The sequence below is a fragment of the Streptomyces sp. NPDC085944 genome (genome assembly GCF_040686295.1).
Classification (GTDB): domain Bacteria; phylum Actinomycetota; class Actinomycetes; order Streptomycetales; family Streptomycetaceae; genus Streptomyces; species Streptomyces salinarius.
The window spans coordinates 217,249-240,225 of the sequence record NZ_JBFBJX010000002.1 but is presented as its reverse complement, the minus strand read 5'-3'; the positions used below and the strand labels follow the sequence as shown (position 1 = coordinate 240,225).

Here is a 22,977-nt window from a genome sequence, read left to right as displayed (position 1 = left end):
TTCACCACGCCCGTGCTGCGGGCAAGGAGGATGGGGGCATGGCACAGAAGATGACCGACGAGGAATGGCGGGCGTTCGTCTCGGACGGCACCCGCACCGGAAAGCTTTCGACCGTTCGGGCCGACGGCAGCCCGCATGTGGCACCCATCTGGTTCCTGCTGGACGGGGACGACTTGGTGTTCAACACCGGCAAGGACACCGTGAAGGGGCGCAATCTGGTCCGTGACGGCCGCATCGCCCTGTGTGTGGACGACGACCGGCCGCCCTTCGACTTCGTCGTGCTGCAGGGTCGTGCGCGGATCTCGGAGGACCCCGGCGAGCTGCGGCACTGGGCCGCCCGCATCGCTGCCCGGTACATGGGTGAGGAACGGGCCGAGGAGTTCGGGGCGCGCAACGGCGTCCCGGGCGAACTCCTGGTCCGTGTCACCGTGGACAAGGTCCTGGCCCAGAAGTCGGTGGCGGACTGAGAGCCGACTGCCGCCGGTCAGCGGACCGAGTCGAGGAGCCGGGCGGTGTGCGTCCGCCCGGCGTACTCGACGAGCCGGAGCAGCACCTCCTTGCCCGATTCCCGGCCCCGGGCGTTCTCGGGGGGGGATCATGGGAAGCATGAGTGACGACCACACGCACGTCCAGGAATTCTTCGGCTCCCGGGCCGCCGACTGGGACCGCCGGTTTCCCGACGACGGACCGGCCTACGCCGCCGCGGTCGCCGAGTTGGGGCTTCGGCCGGGTGATCGTGTGCTCGACGCGGGATGCGGCACCGGGCGCGCCCTGCCGCCTTTGCGTGCGGCCGTGGGGCGGTCCGGGCTGGTCCTCGGCGCCGATCTCACACCTGCCATGCTCCAGGCCGCCGTACGGGCCGGGAGGAATCGTGACGGACGCCTGCTGCTGGCCGACGTGGCCGCGCTGCCACTGCGTTCGCAGTCGCTCGACGCGGTGTTCGCGGCGGGCCTCATCGCTCACCTGCCCGATCCGGCCGGAAATCTGCGGGAGCTGGCGCGCGTCGTGCGCCCCGGCGGTGTGCTGGCACTCTTTCACCCGACCGGTCGTGCGGCGCTCGCGGCCCGACAGGGTCGGCAGCTCACTCCGGACGACTTGCGTGCCGAGCCCAACCTCCGTCCGCTGCTGGCCGGTTCCGGGTGGAACACGACGGCATACATCGACGAGGAGGCGCGCTTCCTGGCCCTGGCGGTCCGCGCGGGCTGAGTCGCCGCTCCCGGCCGCCGCCGACGGATGCGTCCCGACCGTCGCACGGGCGGAGCCCCGGGCCGGACTCGGCCGACTGTGGGAGACGATCGGCTCACTCGACGACCGAGGTGTCGATGTGGCGGACCGGGCAGCCCCGGACGCCGGGGACCGGGCGGGTGCCCAGCTCTGCCAGCCGGTAGCCGTTCGGATATCCCTTGATCTCCCTGTTCTGACGGGCGTGGTGCGGAGCACGCCTCGGCGGCAGCAGACGGACCACCCGCCCGCGCAGTCTGACGGCGCGACGCACGACCGCGCGGGTGGCAGGGCTCGGCGGCGCGTAGTCGAAGGCCCGCAGGAGGGGTTCGTCGAGCAGGGCGAGGGTCCCGGCGCGCAGGAGCGGCGCCAGGGGGCGCGGATACCAGGAGGCCATGAGGTCGAGTGTGGCGTCGGAGACGCGACGCCCGCCCTCGTCCCAGGCGAAATGGGCTTCCTCGTAGGCGTCGAGGCAGGCTTCGAACTCCTCGTAGGAACCGGGAATGTCCTTGATGCCCATGTACCGGCCCAGCGTGCGGTAGTGGACGGCCGAGGCCACGGTCTCGTGGCGCGACATCCGGCGCCAGCCATACGCGTCGATCCAGCGTTTGGGGATCACGACGAACGTGCACAGGACGTACCGCATGTCGTCGTTGGTGATGTCGTAGCTGCGGTGCATCCCGTTGATGCGCCGGATCGCCGTGCGGCCCTGCTCACTGTCGAAACCGTGCTCGACGACGGCGTCGAGCAGCAGCGCCGTGTCGTCGTACCGCTTCTGGGGCAGGTCGGTGAACTCGGCCGTTTCGGCCAGCAGCCGGCCGATGCTCGGCACGGCGTAGGTGCGGTAGAGCGCCAGCTCCAGGGCGCGGGCGAAGTCCCAGGGGAACTCGTAGGCCGAGGACAGCCGGTAGATCTCCGAGGCGTTCTCGTAGGGATCCATGCGCCTGATCCGTGCCAGTAGCTCGAAACGCCGCGCCATGGCCGCCCCCTTCTGCAGTCAGGGCTTCAACTCTACGTTGAGCAGCAGGACATGTGGTCTCAGACAGGGTGATCGCAAGGGGAGGGTGATCCACTTGTTCGACAGGATCCGCGAGGCCTGGGACAGATCCCGCACCGCTCGGCGTTCGGGAGCGGCCGGGGAGGGGGACACGGGAGGCGGGTCGCGTTCGCACAACCTGTTCGAGGCCGCAGCCGCCTACGTCTCGGCGTGTGTGGACGACGACCAGGACCGGATCGACGAGGCGGCGCACCGGGTGTCGCCGGAGGCCCTGTCCTTCGGGGTCAACGAACTGGCGTGCCGGGCCGTGATCGCGCTCGCGCGGGAACGGGACGAGCCTCCGCAGGACGTGGCTCGCGCACTCCTGGGACTGCCCGGGAGCTGAGTGTCGCTCCCCGGAGCAGCGGTCGATTCGCCCCCGTCCAACCGGAAAGCTGCAGCTCGGGTGCGTCTGGGAGTCGTGACAAGGGCTTCCCGGGCACACTAGGGTGCCCGCCATTGGACAAACCGATGGGGAGGCTGGGATGGCCGGGACGGACGAGGACACCGTCGCCGCCGCGGACGATGCGCTCTATGTGCTCACGGCGGTGCTGCTGACGCCGGCGAAGTTTCCGAGTGTGCTGGGCGACGACTACCCGGAGGCGTGCGCCGCGCTCGGTCTCCCACCGCTGGCCGACGGCTACGGCCTCGTACTCGGTCAGGACGGCGACGGCGCCCGCTGGACCGTCGTCGTCGACGACGTCTCACTGGTCGCGGTGGCCGTGGCCTCCTGGGACTGCGGCATGGAGTACGACCTGTCTCCGGACGAGCGAACGGTCGTCACCGCGCTGCCCGGCTGGCCGCTCGCGGTCGCGGTGGCGGCACCCGGCGTGCCCGCACCGCACGACCCGGGACCCGAGTCCGCCGACCGGCCCGCGCTGCGCCCGCCGGACACCACGGTCTGGGGTCCGGCTCAGCGCCGCCTGGGAGCCGACGAGATCGCCCTGCAGTGGACACAGTGGCGGGCGCAGATCGACGACGCGGAGTTCCCGACGCCGACCGGCAGTACCGATTCTGCGGCCGACGCCTTTGACGGTGGCGGCGAAGGCGATGCGAGCACCGGCGAGGGAGCGCAGGCCGACGGCGAGGGAGTATCGGCCGACGCCAGGGAAGCGACCGCTGCCACGGAAGACCGGACCGGCGTGCGAACCCCCGGGCACGACGGCGTCCGGCGGGTTCTCGCGGAAGCGCGTGCCTATGTCCACACGCCCCCGCCGCTCGGCCGGGTGCGGTCGTCCTTCGCACCGGGGGACGCACGGACACTGCGAGCGGACGGCCCCGGCTGGTCGCTCGTCGCCAGGACCGACGACATCGCGTTCATTCTGCTCGACGAGGAGCCCGGCGAGGTGCTGCCGGTGGGGCGCGGACCGGCGCTGCCCGGACTCCTGGCCGCACTCGACAAGATGGCCGTACGGCCGAGCTGAGCCGCGAGGGACGACGTACTCGCTCCGTGGGCTCCGACCGAGCCGGGCACGCCGCGGCGTCAGCGCCTCAACGGCCTATCTCCTTGCGTGAGACACGGCGCAGCCTGCGCCGCTGCGAGGGGTCCAGGGCGAGGTACGCAGCGGCCGGGACTCCCAGCACTATCAGCAGGGCGGCTCACCAGGGCAGCCAGATGAGCAGGATGAGCCCAGCCGCCACACCCCCCGCCGCGACCTTCGCGTTGTTCGACATGGTGTCGCCTCCTTCTCGGCCACTACCGCTCTCTGTCCTGAAAACGGGCTCGCGCTCCCGGCGGTTCCGGACCACGACCCTGAGAACCCCCTGAGGAACGCCCCCCACGCGCCCCTGAGAGCTCGTCGCCGACGTGGTCCGGAGGGGCACCGAAGAAACCTCTCCCCTCCTGCATGGTGACCCATGCCACGGCCTGGTCGCAGCCCACGACTTATGCGATCGGGTACGATCGGCCGCCGTGGCCCAGCTAGTCAAATTTGAGGAATACGTCATCGCTGCACAGAACGCCTTCCCCACCTCCAGCGAGATCTCCGCACTCGTCGGCTGCTGTGCTGCCTTCTTGCCCGGCGACCCGGGCCGCACCGGCACGGTCGCGTTCTGGCGGCCCGACGGCGGAGCGCCCGGCACCCTCGCGTCGAGGACCCCGGAAAGCCTGACGGTCGTGCTGCCCGGCGGCGACGGCGTGGACGCGGTGAGCGTGCCGGCGGTTTTGTTGCCGGTACGGGCCGCCCTGCCGGTACTCACACGCGCGCGGGCCGCCGCCGACGGCCACCGGGCATCGGTCTTCTGGGGTGCGGTCGCCGTCGAGGCCCTGCACCTGGTGGCGCGCGGACTGCTGCTGCCCGGCCTGTCGGAGGCCGACCACGACGTGTGGCGCGCGGGCCCACTGGACGCGGAGGAGACCGAGCGCGTCCGCCATCTCGCCGCCGCCATCCCGCCCGAGGCGCACGCGGTCCCGGTGGACGATGCGAGGGGGCGCCCGCATCCGCTGCGACTGCCCGATCCGGAACGCCTGGTGCGGTCCTTCCTGGACGCCGTCGCGGACACGCTGCCCCGCTCCCCCGCCGCCGCACTCCTGACTGCCGGACCCGCCTACTCCTCGTGGGAGCCCCGGCGGTCGCCCGAGTTCCGTGAGTGGGCCACGGACCTGTCCGCCGGGCACGACTCCGGCGTGCGGCTGTCGCTGCGCATCGAGGTGCGCGGACTGTCGGCGTCGGCTTCCGCGGACGCCCGGCCGACGTTCCGAGCGGTGCCCCAGGTGCACAGCGTCCGCGATCCCGCGCTCGTCGCGGACACCGCCCAGGTGTGGGCGGGCACCGTGGGCGACGCGTTCGGCACGCGCGCGCGGATGGACGCCCTGCTGTCCCTGCGCCGGGCGGCACGGTCCTGGCCCTCCCTGTCGCCCCTGCTGTCGGCGGCCGTACCGGACGCCGTGGAGCTCACCGACGAAGAGGTCACGGAGCTTCTCGGAGCCGGTTCCCGGGCGCTCGCCGGCGCGGGGATCGACGTGCACTGGCCGAGGGAATTGGCCCGCGACCTGACGGAGCGTGCGGAGGTCGGACCGCCCGACGGCGCCCCGGCGTCGCGTACGGCCGCGTCCGAAGCCGGCCGCTCGCTCCTGTCGGCCGACGCGCTGCTCGCCTTCAACTGGACGTTCGCCCTGGGCGGCAAGGGGCTCACGCGCGAGGAACTGGACCTGCTCGCCGAGGCCAACCGCCCCGTCGTGCGCCTGCGCGACCAATGGGTGCTCGTCGACCCCGAGGAGGCCCACCGCGCCCGCGCCCGGCAGGACCACAAGGTCACGCCGGTCGACGCGCTCGCCGCAGCCCTGACCGGCTCCACGGAGGTCGACGGACGACGCGTGGAGGTGCGCCCCACGGGATGGCTGGCGACCCTGCGGGAGCGCCTCGCCGACCCCGAGGCGCAGGAGGCCGTGGCGCAGCCCGCCGCCCTCGACGCCACGCTGCGCGACTACCAGCGACGGGGCCTCGGCTGGCTGGTGCGCATGACGTCCTTGGGACTCGGCTGCTGTCTCGCCGACGACATGGGGCTCGGGAAGACCATCACACTGATCGCCCTGCATCTGCACCGCCAGGCGGACGCGGACGCCGCCGGTCCCACCCTGGTGGTCTGCCCGACCTCCCTGATGGGCAACTGGCAGCGGGAGATCGAGCGGTTCGCGCCCGGCACGCCGGTGCGCCGCTTCCACGGCGCCCGCCGCGACCTCGACGACCTGGCGGACGGGGAGTTCGTGCTGACCACCTACGGCACCATGCGTCTGGACGCCGACCGGCTCTCCGCCGTGCCGTGGGGCATGGTCGTGGCGGACGAGGCGCAGCACGTGAAGAACCCCTACTCCGAAACCGCGCGGCAACTGCGCTCCATCGGCGCACGCGCGCGCGTGGCGCTCACCGGCACACCTGTGGAGAACAACCTCTCGGAACTGTGGGCCGTTCTCGACTGGGCCACCCCGGGACTGCTGGGCCGCCTCGGCACCTTCCGCCGGCACTACGCCCAGGCCGTCGAGGGCGGACAGGACCCCGCCGCGGCGGAGCGACTGGCCCGGCTCGTCCGGCCCTTCCTGCTGCGGCGCCGCAAGTCCGACCCCGGAATCGCGCCGGAGCTGCCGCCCAAGACCGAGACCGACCATCCCGTCTCGCTGACCCCGGAGCAGACGGGCCTGTACGAGGCGGTGGTGCGCGAGGCGCTCGCGGAGATCGCCGCGGCCGACCACATGGCGCGGCGCGGCATGATCGTGAAACTGCTGACAAGCCTCAAGCAGATCTGCAACCACCCGGCGCAGTTCCTCAAGGAGGACCGGCCGAAGATCGCCGGCCGGTCCGGAAAGCTTGAGCTGCTGGACGAACTGCTCGACACGATCCTCACCGAGGAGGCGAGCGTGCTGGTCTTCACCCAGTACGTGCAGATGGCGCGGCTCCTCGAACAGCATCTGGCCACGCGCGGCGTCTCGTCGCTGTTCCTGCACGGCGGCACCTCCGTCACGGCACGGGAGTCGCTGGTGCGGCGGTTCCAGGACGGCGAGGTCCCGGTCTTCCTGCTGTCGCTGAAGGCGGCGGGCACCGGCCTGAACCTCACGCGCGCGGAGCACGTCGTGCACTACGACCGCTGGTGGAACCCGGCCGTCGAGGCACAGGCCACCGACCGTGCCCACCGCATCGGGCAGACCCGCCCCGTGCAGGTGCACCGGCTGGTCGCCGAGGGGACCATCGAGGACCGCATCGCCGCACTGCTGAACCGCAAGAAGGAACTCGCCGACGCCGTTCTGGGCACGGGCGAGGCGGCGCTCACGGAACTGACGGACGCGGAACTGGCCGACCTGGTCGAGCTGCGAGGGGGTACGCGATGACCCGGTACGACAACGACGCGGAACGAACGTTCGTCGCGCTGGCCCCCGCGCAGGGACGTGGCTTCGCGCAGACCTGGTGGGGCCGCGCCTGGCTGAAGGCACTGGAGGACGCCGCCATGGATCCGGCGCAGGTGAAGACCGGCCGCCGCCTTGCCCGCGCGGGAGCGGTCGGCGCGGTTTCGGTGCGGCCGGGGCGCATCACCGCGGTCGTCCAGGACCGGGACCGTACGGCGCATCGGGCCGACGTGCTGCTGGAACGGCTCTCCGACGCACAGTGGGATCGCTTCGTCGACATGACGATCGAGCGGTCCGGGCATGTCGCGGCGCTGCTGGACCGCGACATGCCGCCGCATCTGGTGGAGGACGCCGCGGCCGCGGGCATCGACCTGCTGCCGGGCATGGGAGACCTGGAACCGGAGTGCGACTGCGGCGCCTGGGACCACTGCGGTCACACCGCCGCGCTCTGCTACCAGGTCGCCAGGCTGCTGGACCAGGACCCCTTCGTGCTGCTGTTGATGCGGGGGCGGACGGAGGGCGCCGTTCTCGACGCCCTCCAGACACACGGTTCCCCACCAGCGGAGGAAGTGGCTTTCCGGACGGAGGGCGTGGACGCCGCCGAAGCGTACGCGGCGGGCCGGTTGCTGCCTCCGTTGCCCGCACCGCCCGGCCTCCCGGAGGGTCCGGGTGCACCACCGCCCCTGGAGACCGAGGCGGCGCCCCCGCCCGGCATCGATCCGTCCGGCCTGGCCTTCCTGGCCTCCCGGACCGCGGCGGAAGCTCACCGCCTGCTCGCCGAAACCCTGCGGAGCGGGCACGACCGGCAGGCCGTGGGCCCGGAGCCGACCGTGGCGCAGGACGCGGTACGCCTGGCCGCGGGAGATCCCGGGCCGGACGTGCTGGACCGCCTCGGCGAGGGCTCTGGGCGCACACGGGAGGAGCTGGCCGAGGCCGTACACGCGTGGCGCCTCGGCGGCACGGCCGCTCTGTCCGTGCTCGAGGAAGAGTGGGCGGTGGCGGGCGAAACACTCGCACGCGCGCGTGCGGCACTGGAGTCTGCCTGGGAGGAGGACGAGCGGCCCTCGTTGCGGGCGCGGGCCAACCGATGGACCGTCGTCGGCGCACCGCACCAGCTCCGCCTGGACCGGGAGGGGCGTTGGTGGCCGTACCGCAGGGAGGGCGGCCGTTGGCTCCCCGTCGGCGGGGCGGCCCGGGACCCGGCCGCGGCCCTCTCCTCGGCGGCCCTCGCCACGGGGGACGAGCCCTGACGCCCCGTCCCGGCCTGTACCGTCCCGGCCTGTACCGTCCCGGCCTGTCCGGTGCGGGCCTGCCCCGCCTCGCCTTGTCTCTTCGTCTCCCTCCGGTCCCGTCCGACGGGCCCGGAGGGAGGCTGTTGACGCCCCGCACTAGCTCCGGCCCCGTCCGCGAGGGAGGGGGCCGGAGCGTGCGCATCGGAACCGGCTCGGTCAGCGGGCGCCGAGCAGGTGGTCCATGGCGAGCTGGTCGAGGTGCTCGAAGGCCATGCCGCGCGCGGCAGCCGCGTCCACGTCGAAGGTGTCGTAGGCACTCCGGTCGGCCAGCAGGGCGGCGAGACCGTCCTCCGCGGTCGGGCGGGCCAGTTCGTCCAGCCGGGAAGCGGCCAGGGCCTCCTGCACCAGCGGGTCGGCGCGGAAGGCGGCCGCCCTGTCCTTGAGGATCAGGTAGTTGCGCATACAGCCGGCCGCGGACGCCCACACGCCGTCGAGGTCCTCGGTCCGCGGCGGCTTGAAGTCGAAGTGCCGCGGGCCCGCGTACCCGGCCCGCTCCAGCAGGTCGACGAGCCAGAACGCGGCCCGCAGGTCGCCCGCGCCGAACCTCAGGTCCTGGTCGTACTTGATGCCCGACTGGCCGTTGAGGTCGATGTGGAAGAGCTTGCCCGCCCACAGCGCCTGGGCGATTCCGTGGGGGAAGTTGAGACCGGCCATCTGCTCGTGGCCGACCTCCGGGTTCACGCCGTACAGCTCCGGCCGCTCGAGGCGCTCGATGAACGCCAGGGCGTGCCCCACCGTGGGAAGCAGGATGTCACCGCGCGGCTCGTTCGGCTTCGGCTCGATCGCGAACTTGAGGTCGTAGCCCTGCTCTGTGACGTACTCGCCCAGCAGGTCGAAGGCCTCCTTCATCCGGTCGAGCGCGTCCCGCACGTCCTTGGCCGCGCCGGACTCCGCGCCCTCCCGGCCGCCCCATGCCACGTAGACGCTCGCGCCCAGCTCGACCGCGAGGTCGATGTTGCGGATCGTCTTGCGCAGCGCGTAACGGCGCACGTCCCGGTCGTTGGCCGTGAAGGCGCCGTCCTTGAAGACCGGGTGCGTGAACAGGTTCGTCGTCGCCATCGGCACCTTCATGCCGGTCGCGTCCAGCGCCTGCCGGAACCGCTTGATGTGCGACTCCCGCTCCGTGTCGCTCGACCCGAAGGGGATCAGGTCGTCGTCGTGGAACGTGACGCCGTACGCACCCAGCTCGGACAGACGCCGCACCGACTCGGCGGGGTCCAGGGCCTGCCGGGTGGCGTCACCGAACGGGTCACGGCCCTGCCAGCCGACCGTCCACAAACCGAACGTGAACCTGTCCTCGGGAGTGGGCTGGTAGTTCATTCCGCGGCTCCTCACTCGCTGCCGATCAATCGCTGCCGACTATTTCGTCATGGCGCTTTACAAATTAGTATGCACACACGGTCCTGGGAAGGGACAAGGTGTCCCCGAAGGAGTTGGTCCGGGTCCGAGCACCCGCGGAAGAGGGAGAAGCCCGATGTCAGCAGCCGAGGGTCCGCTCGTCGTCGGCGTGGACACGTCCACCCAGTCCACCAAGGCCCTGGTCGTCGACGCGGCCACCGGCCGGGTCGTCGCGAGCGGCCAGGCGCCCCACACCGTGTCCTCCGGCACGGGCCGCGAGAGCGATCCCCGCGAGTGGTGGGACGCGCTGGGCGAGGCCTTGAACCAGTGCGGCGAGGCCGCCCACGAGGCCGCCGCGGTGTCCATCGGCGGGCAGCAGCACGGGCTGGTCACGCTGGACGGCCAGGGCGAGCCGGTGCGCCCCGCCCTGTTGTGGAACGACGTGCGCTCGGCCCCGCAGGCCCGCCGCCTGATCGACGAGCTGGGCGGGGCCAAGGCTTGGGCAAAGCGCACGGGGAGTGTGCCCAGCGCCTCCTTCACGGTCACCAAGTGGGCCTGGCTGGCCGAGCACGAGCCGGACGCGGCGCGCGCGGTCAAGGCGGTGCGCCTCCCCCACGACTACCTCACCGAGCGCCTCACCGGCGAGGGGACCACCGACCGCGGTGACGTGTCGGGCACCGGGTGGTGGGCATCGGGCACGGAGGAGTACGACGAGGGGATCCTCGCGCGCGTGGGGCTCGACCCGGCGCTGCTGCCCCGGGTGGTGCGGCCCGGCGAAGTGGCCGGGACCGTACGCGACGGCCACGGCCTGCCGTTCTCCAAGGGGACCCTGGTCGCCGCCGGCACCGGGGACAACGCGGCCGCCGCACTGGGGCTCGGGCTGCGCCCCGGCGTACCGGTGATGAGCCTCGGCACGTCGGGGACGGTGTACGCCGTCTCGCAGCGTCGGCCCGCCGACCCGACCGGGACCGTGGCGGGCTTCGCCGACGCGCGCGGCGACTGGCTGCCGCTGGCCTGCACCCTGAACTGCACGCTCGCCGTCGACCGTGTGGCGGCCCTGCTGCACCTCGACCGGGAAGCCGTCGAGCCGGGCACCGACGCCACGTTCCTGCCCTTCCTGGACGGCGAGCGCACCCCGAACCTTCCGCACTCGTCCGGCCTCCTGTACGGGCTGCGCCACGACACGACCGCCGGCCAGCTGCTCCAGGCCGCGTACGACGGCGCCGTCCACTCGCTGCTCGGCGCGCTCGACCTGGTCCTCGACGCCGACGCGGACCCGTCCGCACCGCTGCTGCTGATCGGCGGCGGCGCCCGGGGTTCGGCCTGGCAGCAGACGGTACGGCGACTGTCGGGGCGCCCGGTCCAGATCCCGGAGGCGAGGGAGCTGGTCGCGCTCGGCGCCGCGGCACAGGCGGCCGGTCTGCTGACCGGCGAGGACGCGGCCGCGGTCGCCCGACGCTGGAACACGGCCGCCGGACCGGTGCTCGATGCGGTGGAACGGGACGAGGCGACGCTGAACAGGATCACCGGGGTACTCTCCGACGCGGCACCACTGCTGGAACGGGACGCGGCCTCCCGCTGAGAACGCCCTCGTGCCGGGAGGTGCCGCCGACCGACAGCGCGGACCGTCCCGGCCGAGCATCGCGGGAAGGGAGCGCGCCCGGATCGGGGACGAGGCGGCACCGCGACCGGCGCGTCCCGCCGTCGGCGGGCGGGCACACGGGCCACGACCACTGGTCACCGGCGGTTCCGTTCCCGGGTGTCGCCCACGCCCCGCTCCGGCAGGGCCGCGGTCCGGGACCGGACCGGACCGGACCGAGCGACGACAGACCGAGGATTGACGGAGGCATGACCGCACCGCCGCACGAAGCCCATCCGGCCCGCCCGGGGCGCCCACTGCCGGACACCCAGCAGGGAATGCGCCGTCGCAATCTCGCGCGGGTGATGCACACCGTCAGCGCCGAGGGCCCGCTGTCCCGGGCCGCCGTCGCCTCACGGATCGGTCTGACGCGAGCCGCGGTGTCCACCCTCGTGGACGAACTCATTCGCTCGGGCCTGCTGGAGGAGCTGGGCCCTGAGCGCCCCGGCCGCGTGGGACGGCCCGGGTCCGCACTCGCCGTCAGCGGGCAGGGCCCGGCCGGTATCGGCGCGGAGGTCGGCGTCGACCACCTCGCCGTCTGCGCGGTCGACCTGCGCGGGCGGGTACGCGCGCGTGCCGTGCGGTACGGGAGCAACCGGGGCCGTTCCCCGGAGCCGGTGCTCGAGCAGCTCACCGGCCTGGTGGGGCAGGTCGTCTCGGAGGCGGAGTCCGACGGCCTGTGGCCGGCGGGACTCGCCGTGGCCGTGCCGGGTCTCGTGGCACGGGACGGCCGGACCGTGGTGCGCGCGCCGAACCTGGACTGGCACGACGCGGACCTCGGCGCGCTGCTGCCCGCGGACCTGCCGCTGACGGTGGACAACGAGGCCAACTTCGGTGCGCTCGCCGAACTCTGGCTCGGTGACGGTACTCCCCGGGACTTCCTGCACGTCTCGGCCGAGATCGGTATCGGTGCGGCCGTGGTGTTCGACGGCCGCCTGCTGCGCGGTACCCGCGGGTTCGCCGGTGAGCTCGGCCACGTGCCGGTCCGTCCCGACGGTCCGGAGTGCCCGTGCGGCGGGCGGGGGTGCCTGGAGCAGTACGCCGGTGAGAAGGCGGTACTGCGCGCGGCGGGTGTGGAGCCGGGGGAGGACCGGGTCGGGCTGCTCGCCGGGCGTGCCACCGAGGGCGACGAGGAGGTACGCCGTGCCCTGCGCGAGGCGGGCACGGCGCTCGGCATCGCTCTGACCGGTGCGGTCAACCTGCTGGACCCGGAGGGAGTGGTGCTGGGTGGCGCCCTCGCCGGACTCGCGCCCTGGCTGGTGCCGTCGCTGCGCGCGGAGCTCGCCGGACGCACGGCGGGCCCGGCCTGCCCGGTCGCCGTGTCGGAACTGGGTCCGCAGGGACCGCTGCTCGGCGCCGCGCACTCGGTGGTGCGGGCCGTCCTGGACGACCCTGGCGCGGTGGCCGAGCGGGCCTGACACCCATCACGCCCCGCCGCCGGCGACAACGGCGCGGCCGCGGGCACCGCACCACACGCCCGCCAGGCGCAGTGGCGACCGCTGTCGCGTCCGCTGTGGCGACGGCTGCCCCACTCCGAAGGGTCCTCCGACGTGCCCGGCGGCCGGGCCTCGCCTGTACTGCCCCGCCCCGTTCACTCGAACGAGTGAGGGCATTGTCCACAAGGCGGTGGCTGTCCACGGAACGGCGCGGCGCTCTACTGCGCAACCCCCGCTCCCCGTACGGTGATTCACGCGGACGCACCTCGCCCTGGGGGCGCTGGGACGTCCGCGTCGGCGTTCCGCTCCGCAGCCATGTCGCTCCGTCATGTCGAACAGCTGAGCACCCCCCACCGGGCCCAGCGCCCACCGACGAAAGGGCAATCCCCATGGACAGGGAAAGGACAGCACCCGTTCCTACCAGGCGGCGGCTCCTGAAGGGCGCCGCGCTGGCCGCGGTCCCCTACACCCTGCTCTCCGGTACACGGGCCGCCGCGCAGGTCCGTGCCGCCGACTACCCCTCCGCCGAGTGGCAGCCGGCGAGCGCGTCCAACTACAGCCGGTCGAGCCGCCCCACGTCCTATCCCCTCGACTACGTGGTCATCCACGTGACACAGGAGACGTACGCCGACACCCTGTCGATCTTCCGCGATCCGGAGAAGCAGGTGTCCGCGCACTATGTGGTCCGGTCCTCCGACGGGCACGTGACGCAGTGTGTCCGGGAGGCGGACATCGCCTGGCACGCGGGCAACTGGGACTACAACACGCGTAGCATCGGAATCGAACACGAGGGGTGGGTGGACCGGCCCGAGTACTTCACCGACGCCCTGTACGAGCAGTCGGCCCGGCTCACCGCGGCGATCTGCACCGCGTACGGCATCCCCAAGGACCGCGCGCACATCATCGCGCACCACGAGGTACCCGGCAGCGACCACACGGATCCGGGCCCCTTCTGGGACTGGACCCGCTACATCAGACTGGTCAACTTCGCCTGACCGCCCACCACCCTTCGTCCCGTTCACCCGGAACGCCGCGTTCGGGTGATCCGACCGGTCGAAGTGGTTGTCCGCCCGCACCCGCGCAGTCACGATGTCCCAAACCGCACCACCGTCCGGGGAGGCCGAGTTGACCGATTCATGGCTCGCTCTGGAACCGGGGGCCGATCCCGTGGAGCGTGCGCGCACACTGCGTCGGGCCCACGACACGTTCACCGAGGCGGGGACGGTGCCGCGACCCGTGCGGGCCGTGGTGGCGGATTCGTGGCGGCGGTCCGTCCGGGCGGGTGTCGGCCCGGACGGCACCGCGAGCGTGGAGCTGACGGACAGCGACCTCGGCGCCTACCGGTCCGAACATCCGCTGGCGCGGGTGATGCCACTGATCCGGGAGCTGTTGGGGACGTTCGCCTCCGACGGCGAGCACCTGCTCGCGGTGTGCGACGCGCACGGCAGGCTGTTGTGGGTGGAGGGTCATCCGGCCACCCGGCGCCGGGCGGGACGGATGAACTTCGTACCCGGGGCCCGCTGGGCGGAGTCGGCCGTCGGCACGAACGCTCCGGGCACGGCCGTGGCCGTCGGCCGACCGGTGCAGGTATTCGCCGCCGAGCACTTCATACGCCAGGTCCAGCCCTGGACCTGCGCCGCAGCTCCGGTGCACGATCCCCGCACCGGGCGGGTGCTCGGAGCCGTGGACATCACCGGCGGGGACGGCCTGGCCCATCCGCACAGCCTGGGTTTCGTACAGGCCGTGGCACGTGCCGCGGAGTCGCAGTTGGCGCTGCTCACCCCCGAGCGGTCCGGGACCGAGTCCGCCGAGCTGACCGTGCTGGGCCGCGACGAGGCCCTGCTGAGCACGGAGGGCCACCGGACCCGGCTGAGCCGGCGGCACAGCGAGATCGTCGTGCTGCTGGCCCACCACCCGGAGGGCCTCACGGGCGACGAGTTGCTGTGTGCGCTGTACGAGGACGAGTCGGTGACCCCGGTGACCCTGCGGGCCGAAATGGCTCGGCTGCGCGGCATCCTGGGGCCCGGCCGGCTGGCCTCCCGGCCCTACCGGCTCACGATGCCCGTCGAGTCCGACGCCGCCGCCGTCGAACGCCGTCTGCGAGCCGGTGCGGTCACGGCGGCGGCCGCGGCGTACGCGGGCCCCCTGCTGCCGGGGTCGCAGGCTCCGGCGGTGACACGGCTAAGGCGCCGGCTCGCCGACGGTCTGCGGGCGGCGCTGATCTCCTGTGGCGATCCCGACCTGCTGGCCGACTGGGCGCACGCACCCTGGGGGGAGGACGATCTCGACGTGTGGCGCGCACTCGCGGCGGTCCGGCCCACGGCCGCGACCGGCTCCCGGCTCGCGGCGCTGGAGTCCGAGCTGACGGCCGCGGACGCATGGTGAGTGTCCGCCCGCGAGCGGCGAGCCGGGCGACCGGACGGTGACGACGGCGCACGCAACGTCACTGCAACGTCCCGCTTTCTAGCCTCAAGCGCAGAGCTGTCCAACGGCGGGCAGCGCTCGTCGAGGAAGGCACCCAGGATGACCCGTTACGCGGCGCCCGGCACCGAGGGCGCGATCGTCTCCTACCAGTCGCGCTACGACCACTTCATCGGAGGGGAGTACGTTCCGCCCGCGCGTGGGCAGTACTTCGAGAACCCGTCCCCGGTGAACGGCCTGCCGTTCACCGAGATCGCGCGCGGCACCGCGGACGACGTCGAGCGGGCGCTCGACGCCGCACACGAGGCCGCTCCGGGCTGGGGCCGTACGTCGGTGACCGAGCGATCCGGCATCCTGCTGAAGATCGCCGACCGCATGGAGGCGAACCTGGAACGCCTGGCGGTCGCCGAGAGCTGGGAGAACGGCAAGCCGGTGCGCGAGACCCTGGCGGCGGACATCCCGCTCGCCATCGACCACTTCCGCTACTTCGCGGGCGCGATCCGGGCCCAGGAGGGGTCGCTCGGCGAGGTCGACGACGACACCGTGGCGTACCACTTCCACGAGCCGCTGGGCGTCGTGGCGCAGATCATCCCGTGGAACTTCCCGGTCCTGATGGCGGCCTGGAAGCTCGCCCCCGCCCTCGCCGCCGGAAACGCGGTGGTCCTCAAGCCGGCGGAGCAGACTCCCGCCTCGATCCACTACTGGCTCAGCCTGGTGGCGGACCTGCTGCCGCCCGGCGTCCTGAACGTCGTCAACGGCTTCGGCGCGGAGGCGGGCAAACCGCTGGCGTCGAGCCCCCGGGTGGCCAAGGTGGCGTTCACCGGGGAGACCACCACCGGGCGGCTGATCATGCAGTACGCCTCCGAGAACATCAAACCGGTCACGCTGGAGCTGGGCGGCAAGTCGCCGAACATCTTCTTCGACGACGTCTGGGCGCGGGACGACGACTTCCGTGACAAGGCGCTCGAGGGCTTCACGATGTTCGCGCTCAACCAGGGCGAGGTCTGCACCTGTCCGTCCCGTGCCCTCGTCCAGCGTGGCAACTACGCCGAGTTCATGGAGGCGGCCGTCGCCCGCACCGAGCTGATCAAGCCGGGCCACCCCCTGGACACCGACACGATGATCGGCGCTCAGGCCTCCAACGACCAGCTGGAGAAGATCCTCTCCTACCTGGACATCGGCAGGCAGGAGGGTGCCAAGGTACTCACCGGCGGGGAACGCATCGAGTACGACGGCGAGTTGAAGGGCGGCTACTACGTCCAGCCGACGATCTTCGAGGGCCACAACCGCATGCGGATCTTCCAGGAGGAGATCTTCGGCCCGGTCGTGTCGGTCACGTCCTTCGACGACTTCGAGGACGCGATCAAGACCGCCAACGACACCCTGTACGGCCTCGGCGCCGGCGTGTGGACCCGCGACATGAACACCGCGTACCGCGCGGGCCGCGCAGTTCAGGCGGGACGCGTGTGGACGAACTGCTACCACGCCTACCCCGCACACGCCGCCTTCGGCGGCTACAAGCAGTCGGGCATCGGCCGAGAAAACCACAAGATGATGCTGGAGCACTACCAGCAGACGAAGAACATTCTTTGTTCTTACAGCCCTCAGAAGCTTGGCTTCTTCTAGAACCTGAAGTCGGTTGCCTGGAGGCTTCGTAGCCCTTCAGGCAACCCGACATAACAGCTACCTTCGGTAATCAAGGCGGCACCTTGCGCTACTGTGTGAAGTTCAAGTGAAACCGCCCCGGACCAGCCTCGGACCAAACGGCGCCCACGCGGGAACCAGTGATGGCAGTGCCCGGGCCGTGATATACGTGCAGTACGGGGAGCGCCTCCTGTTCTGGTATATCTGGCGACCAGAGCCGAATGACGCTGTCAGAGCCACCGCCGGCGAGGAGCACGGTGCCGCGCCGCTGTCCACAACGGTCAACTCGTCGGCAAAACACCCTGCACTGCCTCCGCAGCGTCCCTGGAGGGAGGGCCGGCCGACCACCACGCACCGGACCGCTTGCGGAATGGGTACCAAAGTCCGTCCGGTCCATATCGCAACTCGACATCCACACCCACGAGTTGAAGGCGACTCCCGGTCCGGCACAGTGCCCGTGAACCGGGCCGTCCGGATAGCGTTACGGAGAGGAGTTGTTCGCGAGCCGCGGCCTCGATGGCCGGAGGTGGCACTTGACCGCCGTCAAGGACGGCCAGTGCGGGTTCGCCACCGTGCTTCCAGGCGACGCTTGCCCGGGATAGTTGGGCGCGGGACTGGTCGGAGCTGCTCAGCAGGCGGCCGAGAAGGTGAGGATCGCCGTCTGCCCTGGCCGCTCGTCGAACGGTGTCCAGCCACGGGTCGGCGTCGAGCCAGAGCCGCTCTCCCGCGCCTTCTCCAGCATCGACGGCGTAGGTGTAGGCGTCGGCTGCGCGGTGCGCGGCGTCGTCGGCCAGCATGCGCAGCCGCTCGGGGGCCGCGAGACTGTCGTCGTGGCCCGCATCCGGGAACGGCCCGGTTGGGGCGGGGCCGGCCGACGGGGCGGGCAATGGGGGCAAGGGAGGCAGTCGGCCCTGGCGCCTGAACCGGGCGAACGCCTCACCGGCCGGTACTCCGCGGGCTGCAGCCAATTCTGCTTCCTTTGCGACCTGTTCGCCAGCGGTGATCTCGCGTTCAGCGCGCCTGACCGCTGCTTCGTCGCACACCTCGTTCAGGTGGTAGCCGCGGAGCAGCAGGAGGGCGTCGGGGCGGGTGTCGATGGTTCGGGCGAACTGGTAGGATAGCGCGGCCGCGTGTTTGCAGGGGTATCCCCAGTCCGGGCAGGAGCATTCGTAGTCCGTGACGCCGGGTTTCGGTACCAGGGCCACACCTTCGGCGACGGCGAGGCGCGCGGTGGTCTCGCCAAGCATCCCGCAGGACAGTTCGGCGAGGGCCTCGCTGTCGTCTGCCCATGCTTCGAGCAGTCGGTCTCCCTCCGCCTTGGGTAGTTCGGGTACGCGGACGGTGACCTTGTACGGCCGAGGGTCGCTGCCAGCTACCCGGGCGGCCAACTCACCCTGGCGTACGGTGATGGCACCGACCGCACCACGTCGGGCATAGGTGCGGGCGCGGTTCAGTCTGGCTTCGTGCTGTCCAGTGTCCTCACTACGGGGGTTCTCCAGGGTCGCGATCCACAGCGCTCCCCACGGTCCGTCGACCATCTGTCGCTGTCCCGGGACCGGTGGTGGTTTCGGAAGGATCAGGTCTCCGGGCCGCTTTTCCTTACGGCTGCGGCTCACGTGACGGCTGCGGCTCACGTGCTGCTCCGGTCGGTGGTGGTCTGCAGGGCGACCAGGTCGGCAAGTTCGTCGTCGGTCAGGTCGGTGATTGCGGCTTCCCCCTGGCCCCCGCCGAGTACGGAGTCGGCCAGGTCACGCTTGGATGAGATGAGTTGTGCGATGCGTTCTTCGACGGTGCCCTCGGTGATCAGTCGGTGCACCTGGACCGGCTGGGTTTGGCCGATGCGGTAGGCCCGGTCGGTAGCCTGGTCCTCGACGGCGGGGTTCCACCATCGGTCGTAGTGGATGACGTGGGAGGCCCGGGTGAGGTTGAGGCCAGTCCCGGCCGCCTTGAGGGAGAGCAGGAACACCGGGACCTCGCCCCGCTGGAAGGCGTCGACCATCTCCTCGCGGCGGTGCACCGGGGTTCCGCCATGCAGGAAGAGCGTCTCCATCCCACGTCCGGACAGGTGTGCCTCCAGCAGCCGGGCCATACGGGTGTACTGGGTGAACACCAGCGCGGACGCGTTCTCGGACATCAGCACGTCGAGGAGTTCGTCGAGGAGTTGCAGTTTTCCGCTGCGGCCGGTGAGGCGTGCCTCGGCGTCCGCCTTGAGGTAATGGGCGGGGTGGTTGCAAATCTGTTTGAGGGCGGTGAGGAGCTTGAGAACGAGGGCGTGCCGGGCGATGCCCTGCGCCTTGCGGATCTCGTCCATCGACTCCCGTACCTGCGCCTCGTACAACACGGTCTGTTCACGCGTGAGACGGACCGGATGGTCGGTCTCGGTCTTGAGGGGCAGTTCGGGGGCGATGCCGGCATCGGTCTTGCGGCGGCGTAGCACGAAGGGGCGGATCAGACCACCGAGCTGTCCGGCGGCCGCGGCGTCCGCCGCAGCCTGGCTGCCGCGGGCGGCGCGTTCAGCGGCCCGGCCGTAACGATTCCGGAAGGCCGTGAGCGGGCCGAGCAGGCCGGGTGTGGTCCAGTCCAAGAGCGCCCACAGTTCGGTGAGGTTGTTCTCCACCGGGGTGCCGGAGAGGGCCACCCGGGCGTGGGCGGGAAGGGCACGCAGTGCCTTTGCGGTGGCCGAGGCGGGGTTCTTGGCGTGCTGTGCCTCGTCGGCGACGACCAGTCCCCACGTTCCGGCGTCGCGGAGGTCTGGCAGGTCGCGACGGAGTGTGCCGTAGGTGGTGAGGACGATTTCCCCGGCCCGGATGCCGGCGAGATCACGGTCGGGGCCGTGGTGGCGGCGCCAGGGTGTGCCGGGTGCGAACCTGTCGATCTCCCGTCCCCAGTTGCCGAGCAGGGAGGCAGGGCACACCACGAGAGTGGGGCGGTCGGCGGTCCTCGGGTTCCCCTGACGGCGCAGGTGCAGGGCGAGAGCGGTGACGGTCTTGCCGAGGCCCATGTCGTCGGCGAGACAGGCGCCCAGGCCCAGACGGGTAAGCCGGTCGAGCCAGGCCATGCCGCGCAACTGGTAGCCGCGAAGGGTTGCTGTCAGTCCGGCAGGTGGGGCCAGTTCGGCATCGGCGGCGTGCTCCGGCGCGTTCAGCCGGTCGCGGAGGGAGGCGAGCCACCCGTCGGGCCTCACCGGAGCGAGAGAACCATCGGCGTCCTCGAACGCGCCCGTGAGAACGGCGGTCAGCGCCTCCAGGGCACTCATGTCGCGTGTCCGGCTACGGGCCTTGCGCAGGAGAACGTCGTCGACGACGACCCACTGGTCCCGCAGCCGCACCAGCGGCCGTCGGGCCTGGGCGAGCCGGTCCAGCTCGACCTGAGTGAGCGTGCGGTCGCCGACCGCGAGTTCCCAGCGGAAGGAGAGCAGCGCCTCGGGTGTGAAGAACCCTGCTCCGTCCGGCTCCTCCTCCGGTGATCGGCTGTCGGGTTCCACGACGGCATGGGCTACGAGATCGCGGGCCAGGTCCTTCGGCAGATGCACGACCACGCCTGCTCGGGCCAGGGCACTGATGCCGCCGTCCAGCAGGTCGAGGAACGCGCCGTCGTCCAGGACGAGAGCGTCTGGGTCGGGCTGTTGCAAGAGACCGGCAAGTGCTGGCCAGGCTTCGGCGGCCGTTCGCAGCCCGACTTCGGTCCCGGCGCGCTCGCGGGGACCGAAGCCCTCCACAGTTCCACGCCAAACCTCGGCCACATCGGCCAGCAGCAACGGGTCGGCCAGGGAGTGGACCTGAGGCACACAGCGCACCGCCGCACGGCGCCGGTCCGGGGCCTCGGCATCCCAACCCTCATCGTCGTCACCGTCCTGGGCTTCCTCCGCGTCCGGCAGTTCGATGCGGAGGGAGAGACGCACACCGGCATCCCGGCCGTCCGCGACCCTGGCGGCCCAACCCCACAGTCCAGGCAGATGCCTCGGGTCCCGCCCGGCGAAGGCAGCTTGGCCCGCCGCCGCGACAGCAGCGGGTGTGCGCGGCAACAAGTCGGCGACCGCGTCCAGGAACAGACGCAGCCGGTCGTACGGATCCTGCAACAGCAGCGGGCGGCGTCCGCGGTCGGACTGCTCGACCGGTGTCGCGTACGCCGCGGGGTCAAGGGCCTCCGTCAAGGCCCGCACCCAGACGGCGTCCTCCTGAGCGAAGGGCCCGAGACGCCACGCGTCGTACCCGCCGGCACTGAGCCCGGGCAGCAGCAGCCCCCGGCCGGCCATGTTCAGGGCGTAGAGCGCCGCGTGCCGCCACGCGGCAGACGTCGGGGCGAGTCGGTCCGCCAGCTCGTCCAGCAGCAGCGGCAGAACGTCCGCGAGCGGGCACACCACCGCGCGAACGGTCCGTCGCCGCGCACCGCGCCCGTGGGGTACGACCACCAGGAGCTCTTCGACGGGAGCGTCGGCCGGGAGCCGATCGTCGTCGGCCTGGAAGGCCATCCGCCCGGCACGAGGGGGATCGCCCGGCAGGAACACCGCCGTGCAGCTCCGCAGTTCCTCCCACCACGCCGGGTCGAAGGTGAGGTCTCCGGGGGTGGGGGGCACCGACTCGGCCCCGGTCCCGGCTGAGGAGGACGGGTTCGCCCGCTCCCAGGACCGGGCAGGGACGCGCACCCTGGTCACACGGGGATCGTCGATCTCCCGGCCGTCCGCGTCGAGGTACCGGGCACTCTGCTCCTGGCCTTCATCGTCCAAGATCGCCAAGCGGTAGACCGTGGCCATCGACTGATTCCCCTACTGCTATCCCCAGCCGCGCTGGTCGCCTGGGACCGGCTACCCAACTGTCCCTGGCCGGGAAGCCCACCGGTCAAAACGTCTCCACACTACCGGGCCGACTCGCGCACCAGCGCACCGTTCGGGGCCTTCACCAGGGCCCTGCGGACAGACAAGATCCGGGCCATTCCCGGCCCGACCGCCGCCCCACGAGCGGCGCATCACCCGTTTTCACTGGTCATCGCGAGGTGCTGCCCGTGTACCACCAACAGACCAAGAACATTCTTTGTTCTTACAGCCCTCAGAAGCTTGGGTTCTTCTAGCCTCGCGCCTTTCACGAGGTGGACTGTCCGAGGCTTGATCAAATAAGCGGAGAGCGCTCCTGACCTGCAACGATAGGACTTGTCTAGGGTCCATGTCGCCGCAAGAAAAGAAGCACTCTCCGGGTGAAGAAGCGTATCGGGTCCTTCCCGCGTGTCCGCACCGAGGGCGGCGGCCGGGCGGTGGGCTCGCGGGCCGGGAGCGTGCTGCTGGTGGAGGCGGTCCGCAAGAGCGGCCTTGACCAGGCGATATCCGGGGTGCTGTCGCCGTGGCGGAAGCCGCGGGCCGTTCACGACCCGGGAAGGTCCTGCCGGACGTGGCGCCGGCGGTCGCGTCGGACGGGGACTGTCTCGCCGATGTCAGCATGCTGCGGGCGGAGCCGGCCGTGTTCGGGCCGGTGGCCTCCGGCCCGACGGTCTCCCGTCTGATCGACACCCTTCCACTTCCGGGGAGAAGGCCCTGCAGGCGATCCGTTCCGCGCGGTCCGAAGACCGTCAGCGGGTCTGGCGGCTGGCCGTCCGACGCGGACGGGACGGTGACCGTCGACCTCGACGGGGTGCTGGTCATCACGCACTCCGACAAGGAGGACGCGGCCCCGGCCTGGAAGCGGAGCTACGGCCATCACCCGCTGACGGCGTTCGTCGACCACGGGCCGGGCGGCACCGGGGAGCCGGTCGCAGCCCTGCTCAGGCCGGGCAACGCGGGATCGAACACCGCCGCCGACCGCATCACCACCGCCCAACTCGCCCTGGCCCAAACGTTGACCAGGTTCCGGCGCGGCCGGCGGACCCTGATCCGCACGGACTCTGCGGTCGGCACCCACGACTTCGCCAGGACGCTTCCGTACGGAGTTCCCCGGCCGCAGCGTGCTGCTGGAGCGGCAGGGCGACTACGTCGTCCGGGGCAGGGAGGTGGATCACTCCTGGCTCGCCGGAGGACGACTATGCGGTCATGCCCTTTCGATGGCCTTCTGTATCCGAATACACCGTCACCGGCGAAGAAGGCGCCCGACGACCGAAGTGAACCATTGATCTCATGTGGTCCGCCA

At 71.7% G+C, this 22,977-nt stretch carries 15 protein-coding genes and 4 pseudogenes; 13 read left to right on the top strand and 6 right to left on the bottom strand.

Annotated features, from left to right (window positions below):
* The first annotated feature begins 38 nt into the window (after window positions 1–38).
* Window positions 39–467, top strand: a complete 429-nt coding sequence (locus AB0P07_RS04775; protein ID WP_102928474.1) for a PPOX class F420-dependent oxidoreductase — start codon at window positions 39–41, stop codon at window positions 465–467.
* A gap of 17 nt (window positions 468–484) precedes the next feature.
* On the opposite strand, the pseudogene AB0P07_RS04770 reads toward AB0P07_RS04775, so the two are convergent.
* A pseudogene (locus AB0P07_RS04770) lies at window positions 485–583 on the bottom strand (ATP-binding protein); the annotation flags it as partial.
* A 23-nt stretch (window positions 584–606) separates the two neighbouring features.
* On the opposite strand from AB0P07_RS04770, the gene AB0P07_RS04765 reads away from it, so the two are divergent.
* Entirely contained in the window at window positions 607–1,206 is a 600-nt protein-coding gene (locus tag AB0P07_RS04765; protein WP_365545093.1) for a class I SAM-dependent methyltransferase, read from the top strand.
* Window positions 1,207–1,300: 94 nt separating this feature from the next.
* On the opposite strand, the gene AB0P07_RS04760 is transcribed toward AB0P07_RS04765, so the two are convergent.
* A complete protein-coding gene (locus AB0P07_RS04760) occupies window positions 1,301–2,200 on the bottom strand; it encodes an oxygenase MpaB family protein (protein WP_365545090.1) in 900 nt (299 codons plus the stop codon).
* Between the two features lie 94 nt (window positions 2,201–2,294).
* Here AB0P07_RS04760 and AB0P07_RS04755 point away from each other — a divergent pair, with 94 nt between their 5' ends.
* Entirely contained in the window at window positions 2,295–2,603 is a 309-nt protein-coding gene (locus AB0P07_RS04755; RefSeq protein ID WP_365545087.1) for a hypothetical protein, read from the top strand.
* Window positions 2,604–2,742: 139 nt separating this feature from the next.
* Window positions 2,743–3,681, top strand: a complete 939-nt coding sequence (locus AB0P07_RS04750; protein WP_365545085.1) for a hypothetical protein — start codon at window positions 2,743–2,745, stop codon at window positions 3,679–3,681.
* 67 nt (window positions 3,682–3,748) lie between these two features.
* On the opposite strand, the pseudogene AB0P07_RS04745 reads toward AB0P07_RS04750, so the two are convergent.
* Window positions 3,749–3,931, bottom strand: a pseudogene (locus tag AB0P07_RS04745) (hypothetical protein).
* A 271-nt stretch (window positions 3,932–4,202) separates the two neighbouring features.
* Here AB0P07_RS04745 and AB0P07_RS04740 point away from each other — a divergent pair.
* Window positions 4,203–7,079: a DEAD/DEAH box helicase gene (locus AB0P07_RS04740; protein WP_365545848.1), complete on the top strand. Its 2,877-nt coding sequence runs from the start codon at window positions 4,203–4,205 to the stop codon at window positions 7,077–7,079.
* Window positions 7,076–8,344 carry an SWF or SNF family helicase gene (locus AB0P07_RS04735; protein ID WP_365545083.1) on the top strand — a complete coding sequence of 423 codons (1,269 nt, stop codon included), beginning with the start codon at window positions 7,076–7,078 and terminating at the stop codon, window positions 8,342–8,344. Before AB0P07_RS04740 ends, AB0P07_RS04735 begins: the two co-directional genes overlap by 4 nt.
* A 198-nt stretch (window positions 8,345–8,542) precedes the next feature.
* Here the strand turns inward: AB0P07_RS04735 and xylA are convergent, their stop codons facing one another.
* Complete coding sequence (gene xylA, locus AB0P07_RS04730; RefSeq protein ID WP_365545081.1) at window positions 8,543–9,706, bottom strand: xylose isomerase; 1,164 nt, start codon at window positions 9,704–9,706, stop codon at window positions 8,543–8,545.
* Window positions 9,707–9,860: 154 nt separating this feature from the next.
* On the opposite strand from xylA, the gene xylB reads away from it, so the two are divergent.
* The 5 genes from xylB to AB0P07_RS04705 all read left to right on the top strand — a co-directional run bounded on the left by xylB (window position 9,861) and on the right by AB0P07_RS04705 (window position 16,846).
* Complete coding sequence (gene xylB, locus AB0P07_RS04725) at window positions 9,861–11,306, top strand: xylulokinase (protein ID WP_365545078.1); 1,446 nt, start codon at window positions 9,861–9,863, stop codon at window positions 11,304–11,306.
* Between the two features lie 266 nt (window positions 11,307–11,572).
* The gene (locus tag AB0P07_RS04720) at window positions 11,573–12,781 is read left to right on the top strand and encodes an ROK family transcriptional regulator (protein WP_365545076.1); all 1,209 of its coding nucleotides are present in this window, start codon (window positions 11,573–11,575) and stop codon (window positions 12,779–12,781) included.
* Between the two features lie 407 nt (window positions 12,782–13,188).
* Entirely contained in the window at window positions 13,189–13,794 is a 606-nt protein-coding gene (locus AB0P07_RS04715) for an N-acetylmuramoyl-L-alanine amidase (RefSeq protein ID WP_365545073.1), read from the top strand.
* Between the two features lie 130 nt (window positions 13,795–13,924).
* Window positions 13,925–15,184, top strand: a complete 1,260-nt coding sequence (locus tag AB0P07_RS04710; protein WP_365545070.1) for a GAF domain-containing protein — start codon at window positions 13,925–13,927, stop codon at window positions 15,182–15,184.
* 138 nt (window positions 15,185–15,322) lie between these two features.
* Window positions 15,323–16,846, top strand: coding sequence for an aldehyde dehydrogenase family protein (locus AB0P07_RS04705; RefSeq protein WP_365545067.1), 1,524 nt, complete (start codon window positions 15,323–15,325; stop codon window positions 16,844–16,846).
* A gap of 299 nt (window positions 16,847–17,145) precedes the next feature.
* Here the strand turns inward: AB0P07_RS04705 and AB0P07_RS04700 are convergent, their stop codons facing one another.
* Together AB0P07_RS04700 and AB0P07_RS04695 are read right to left on the bottom strand one after the other, a co-directional pair.
* Window positions 17,146–18,498 carry an SWIM zinc finger family protein gene (locus tag AB0P07_RS04700; protein WP_365545064.1) on the bottom strand — a complete coding sequence of 451 codons (1,353 nt, stop codon included), beginning with the start codon at window positions 18,496–18,498 and terminating at the stop codon, window positions 17,146–17,148.
* Window positions 18,495–21,335, bottom strand: coding sequence for a DEAD/DEAH box helicase (locus AB0P07_RS04695; RefSeq protein ID WP_365545847.1), 2,841 nt, complete (start codon window positions 21,333–21,335; stop codon window positions 18,495–18,497). Before AB0P07_RS04695 ends, AB0P07_RS04700 begins: the two co-directional genes overlap by 4 nt.
* An 862-nt stretch (window positions 21,336–22,197) precedes the next feature.
* On the opposite strand from AB0P07_RS04695, the pseudogene AB0P07_RS04690 reads away from it, so the two are divergent.
* Together AB0P07_RS04690 and AB0P07_RS04685 are read left to right on the top strand one after the other, a co-directional pair.
* A pseudogene (locus AB0P07_RS04690) lies at window positions 22,198–22,704 on the top strand (transposase); the annotation flags it as partial.
* Window positions 22,705–22,762: 58 nt separating this feature from the next.
* Window positions 22,763–22,952: pseudogene (locus AB0P07_RS04685) on the top strand (signal peptidase I); the annotation flags it as partial.
* Window positions 22,953–22,977: the final 25 nt, after the last annotated feature.

What these genes read in the sequence shown, in the direction of transcription:
- AB0P07_RS04750 (WP_365545085.1), top strand. Translation starts at nt 2,743, where the DNA reads ATGGCCGGGACGGACGAGGACACCGTCGCCGCCGCGGACGATGCGCTC.
- AB0P07_RS04735 (WP_365545083.1), top strand. Translation starts at nt 7,076, where the DNA reads ATGACCCGGTACGACAACGACGCGGAACGAACGTTCGTCGCGCTGGCC.
- AB0P07_RS04720 (WP_365545076.1), top strand. Translation starts at nt 11,573, where the DNA reads ATGACCGCACCGCCGCACGAAGCCCATCCGGCCCGCCCGGGGCGCCCA.
- AB0P07_RS04775 (WP_102928474.1), top strand. Translation starts at nt 39, where the DNA reads ATGGCACAGAAGATGACCGACGAGGAATGGCGGGCGTTCGTCTCGGAC.
- AB0P07_RS04705 (WP_365545067.1), top strand. Translation starts at nt 15,323, where the DNA reads ATGACCCGTTACGCGGCGCCCGGCACCGAGGGCGCGATCGTCTCCTAC.
- AB0P07_RS04715 (WP_365545073.1), top strand. Translation starts at nt 13,189, where the DNA reads ATGGACAGGGAAAGGACAGCACCCGTTCCTACCAGGCGGCGGCTCCTG.
- xylA (WP_365545081.1), bottom strand. Translation starts at nt 9,706, where the DNA reads ATGAACTACCAGCCCACTCCCGAGGACAGGTTCACGTTCGGTTTGTGG.
- xylB (WP_365545078.1), top strand. Translation starts at nt 9,861, where the DNA reads ATGTCAGCAGCCGAGGGTCCGCTCGTCGTCGGCGTGGACACGTCCACC.
- AB0P07_RS04760 (WP_365545090.1), bottom strand. Translation starts at nt 2,200, where the DNA reads ATGGCGCGGCGTTTCGAGCTACTGGCACGGATCAGGCGCATGGATCCC.
- AB0P07_RS04695 (WP_365545847.1), bottom strand. Translation starts at nt 21,335, where the DNA reads ATGGCCTTCCAGGCCGACGACGATCGGCTCCCGGCCGACGCTCCCGTC.
- AB0P07_RS04765 (WP_365545093.1), top strand. Translation starts at nt 607, where the DNA reads ATGAGTGACGACCACACGCACGTCCAGGAATTCTTCGGCTCCCGGGCC.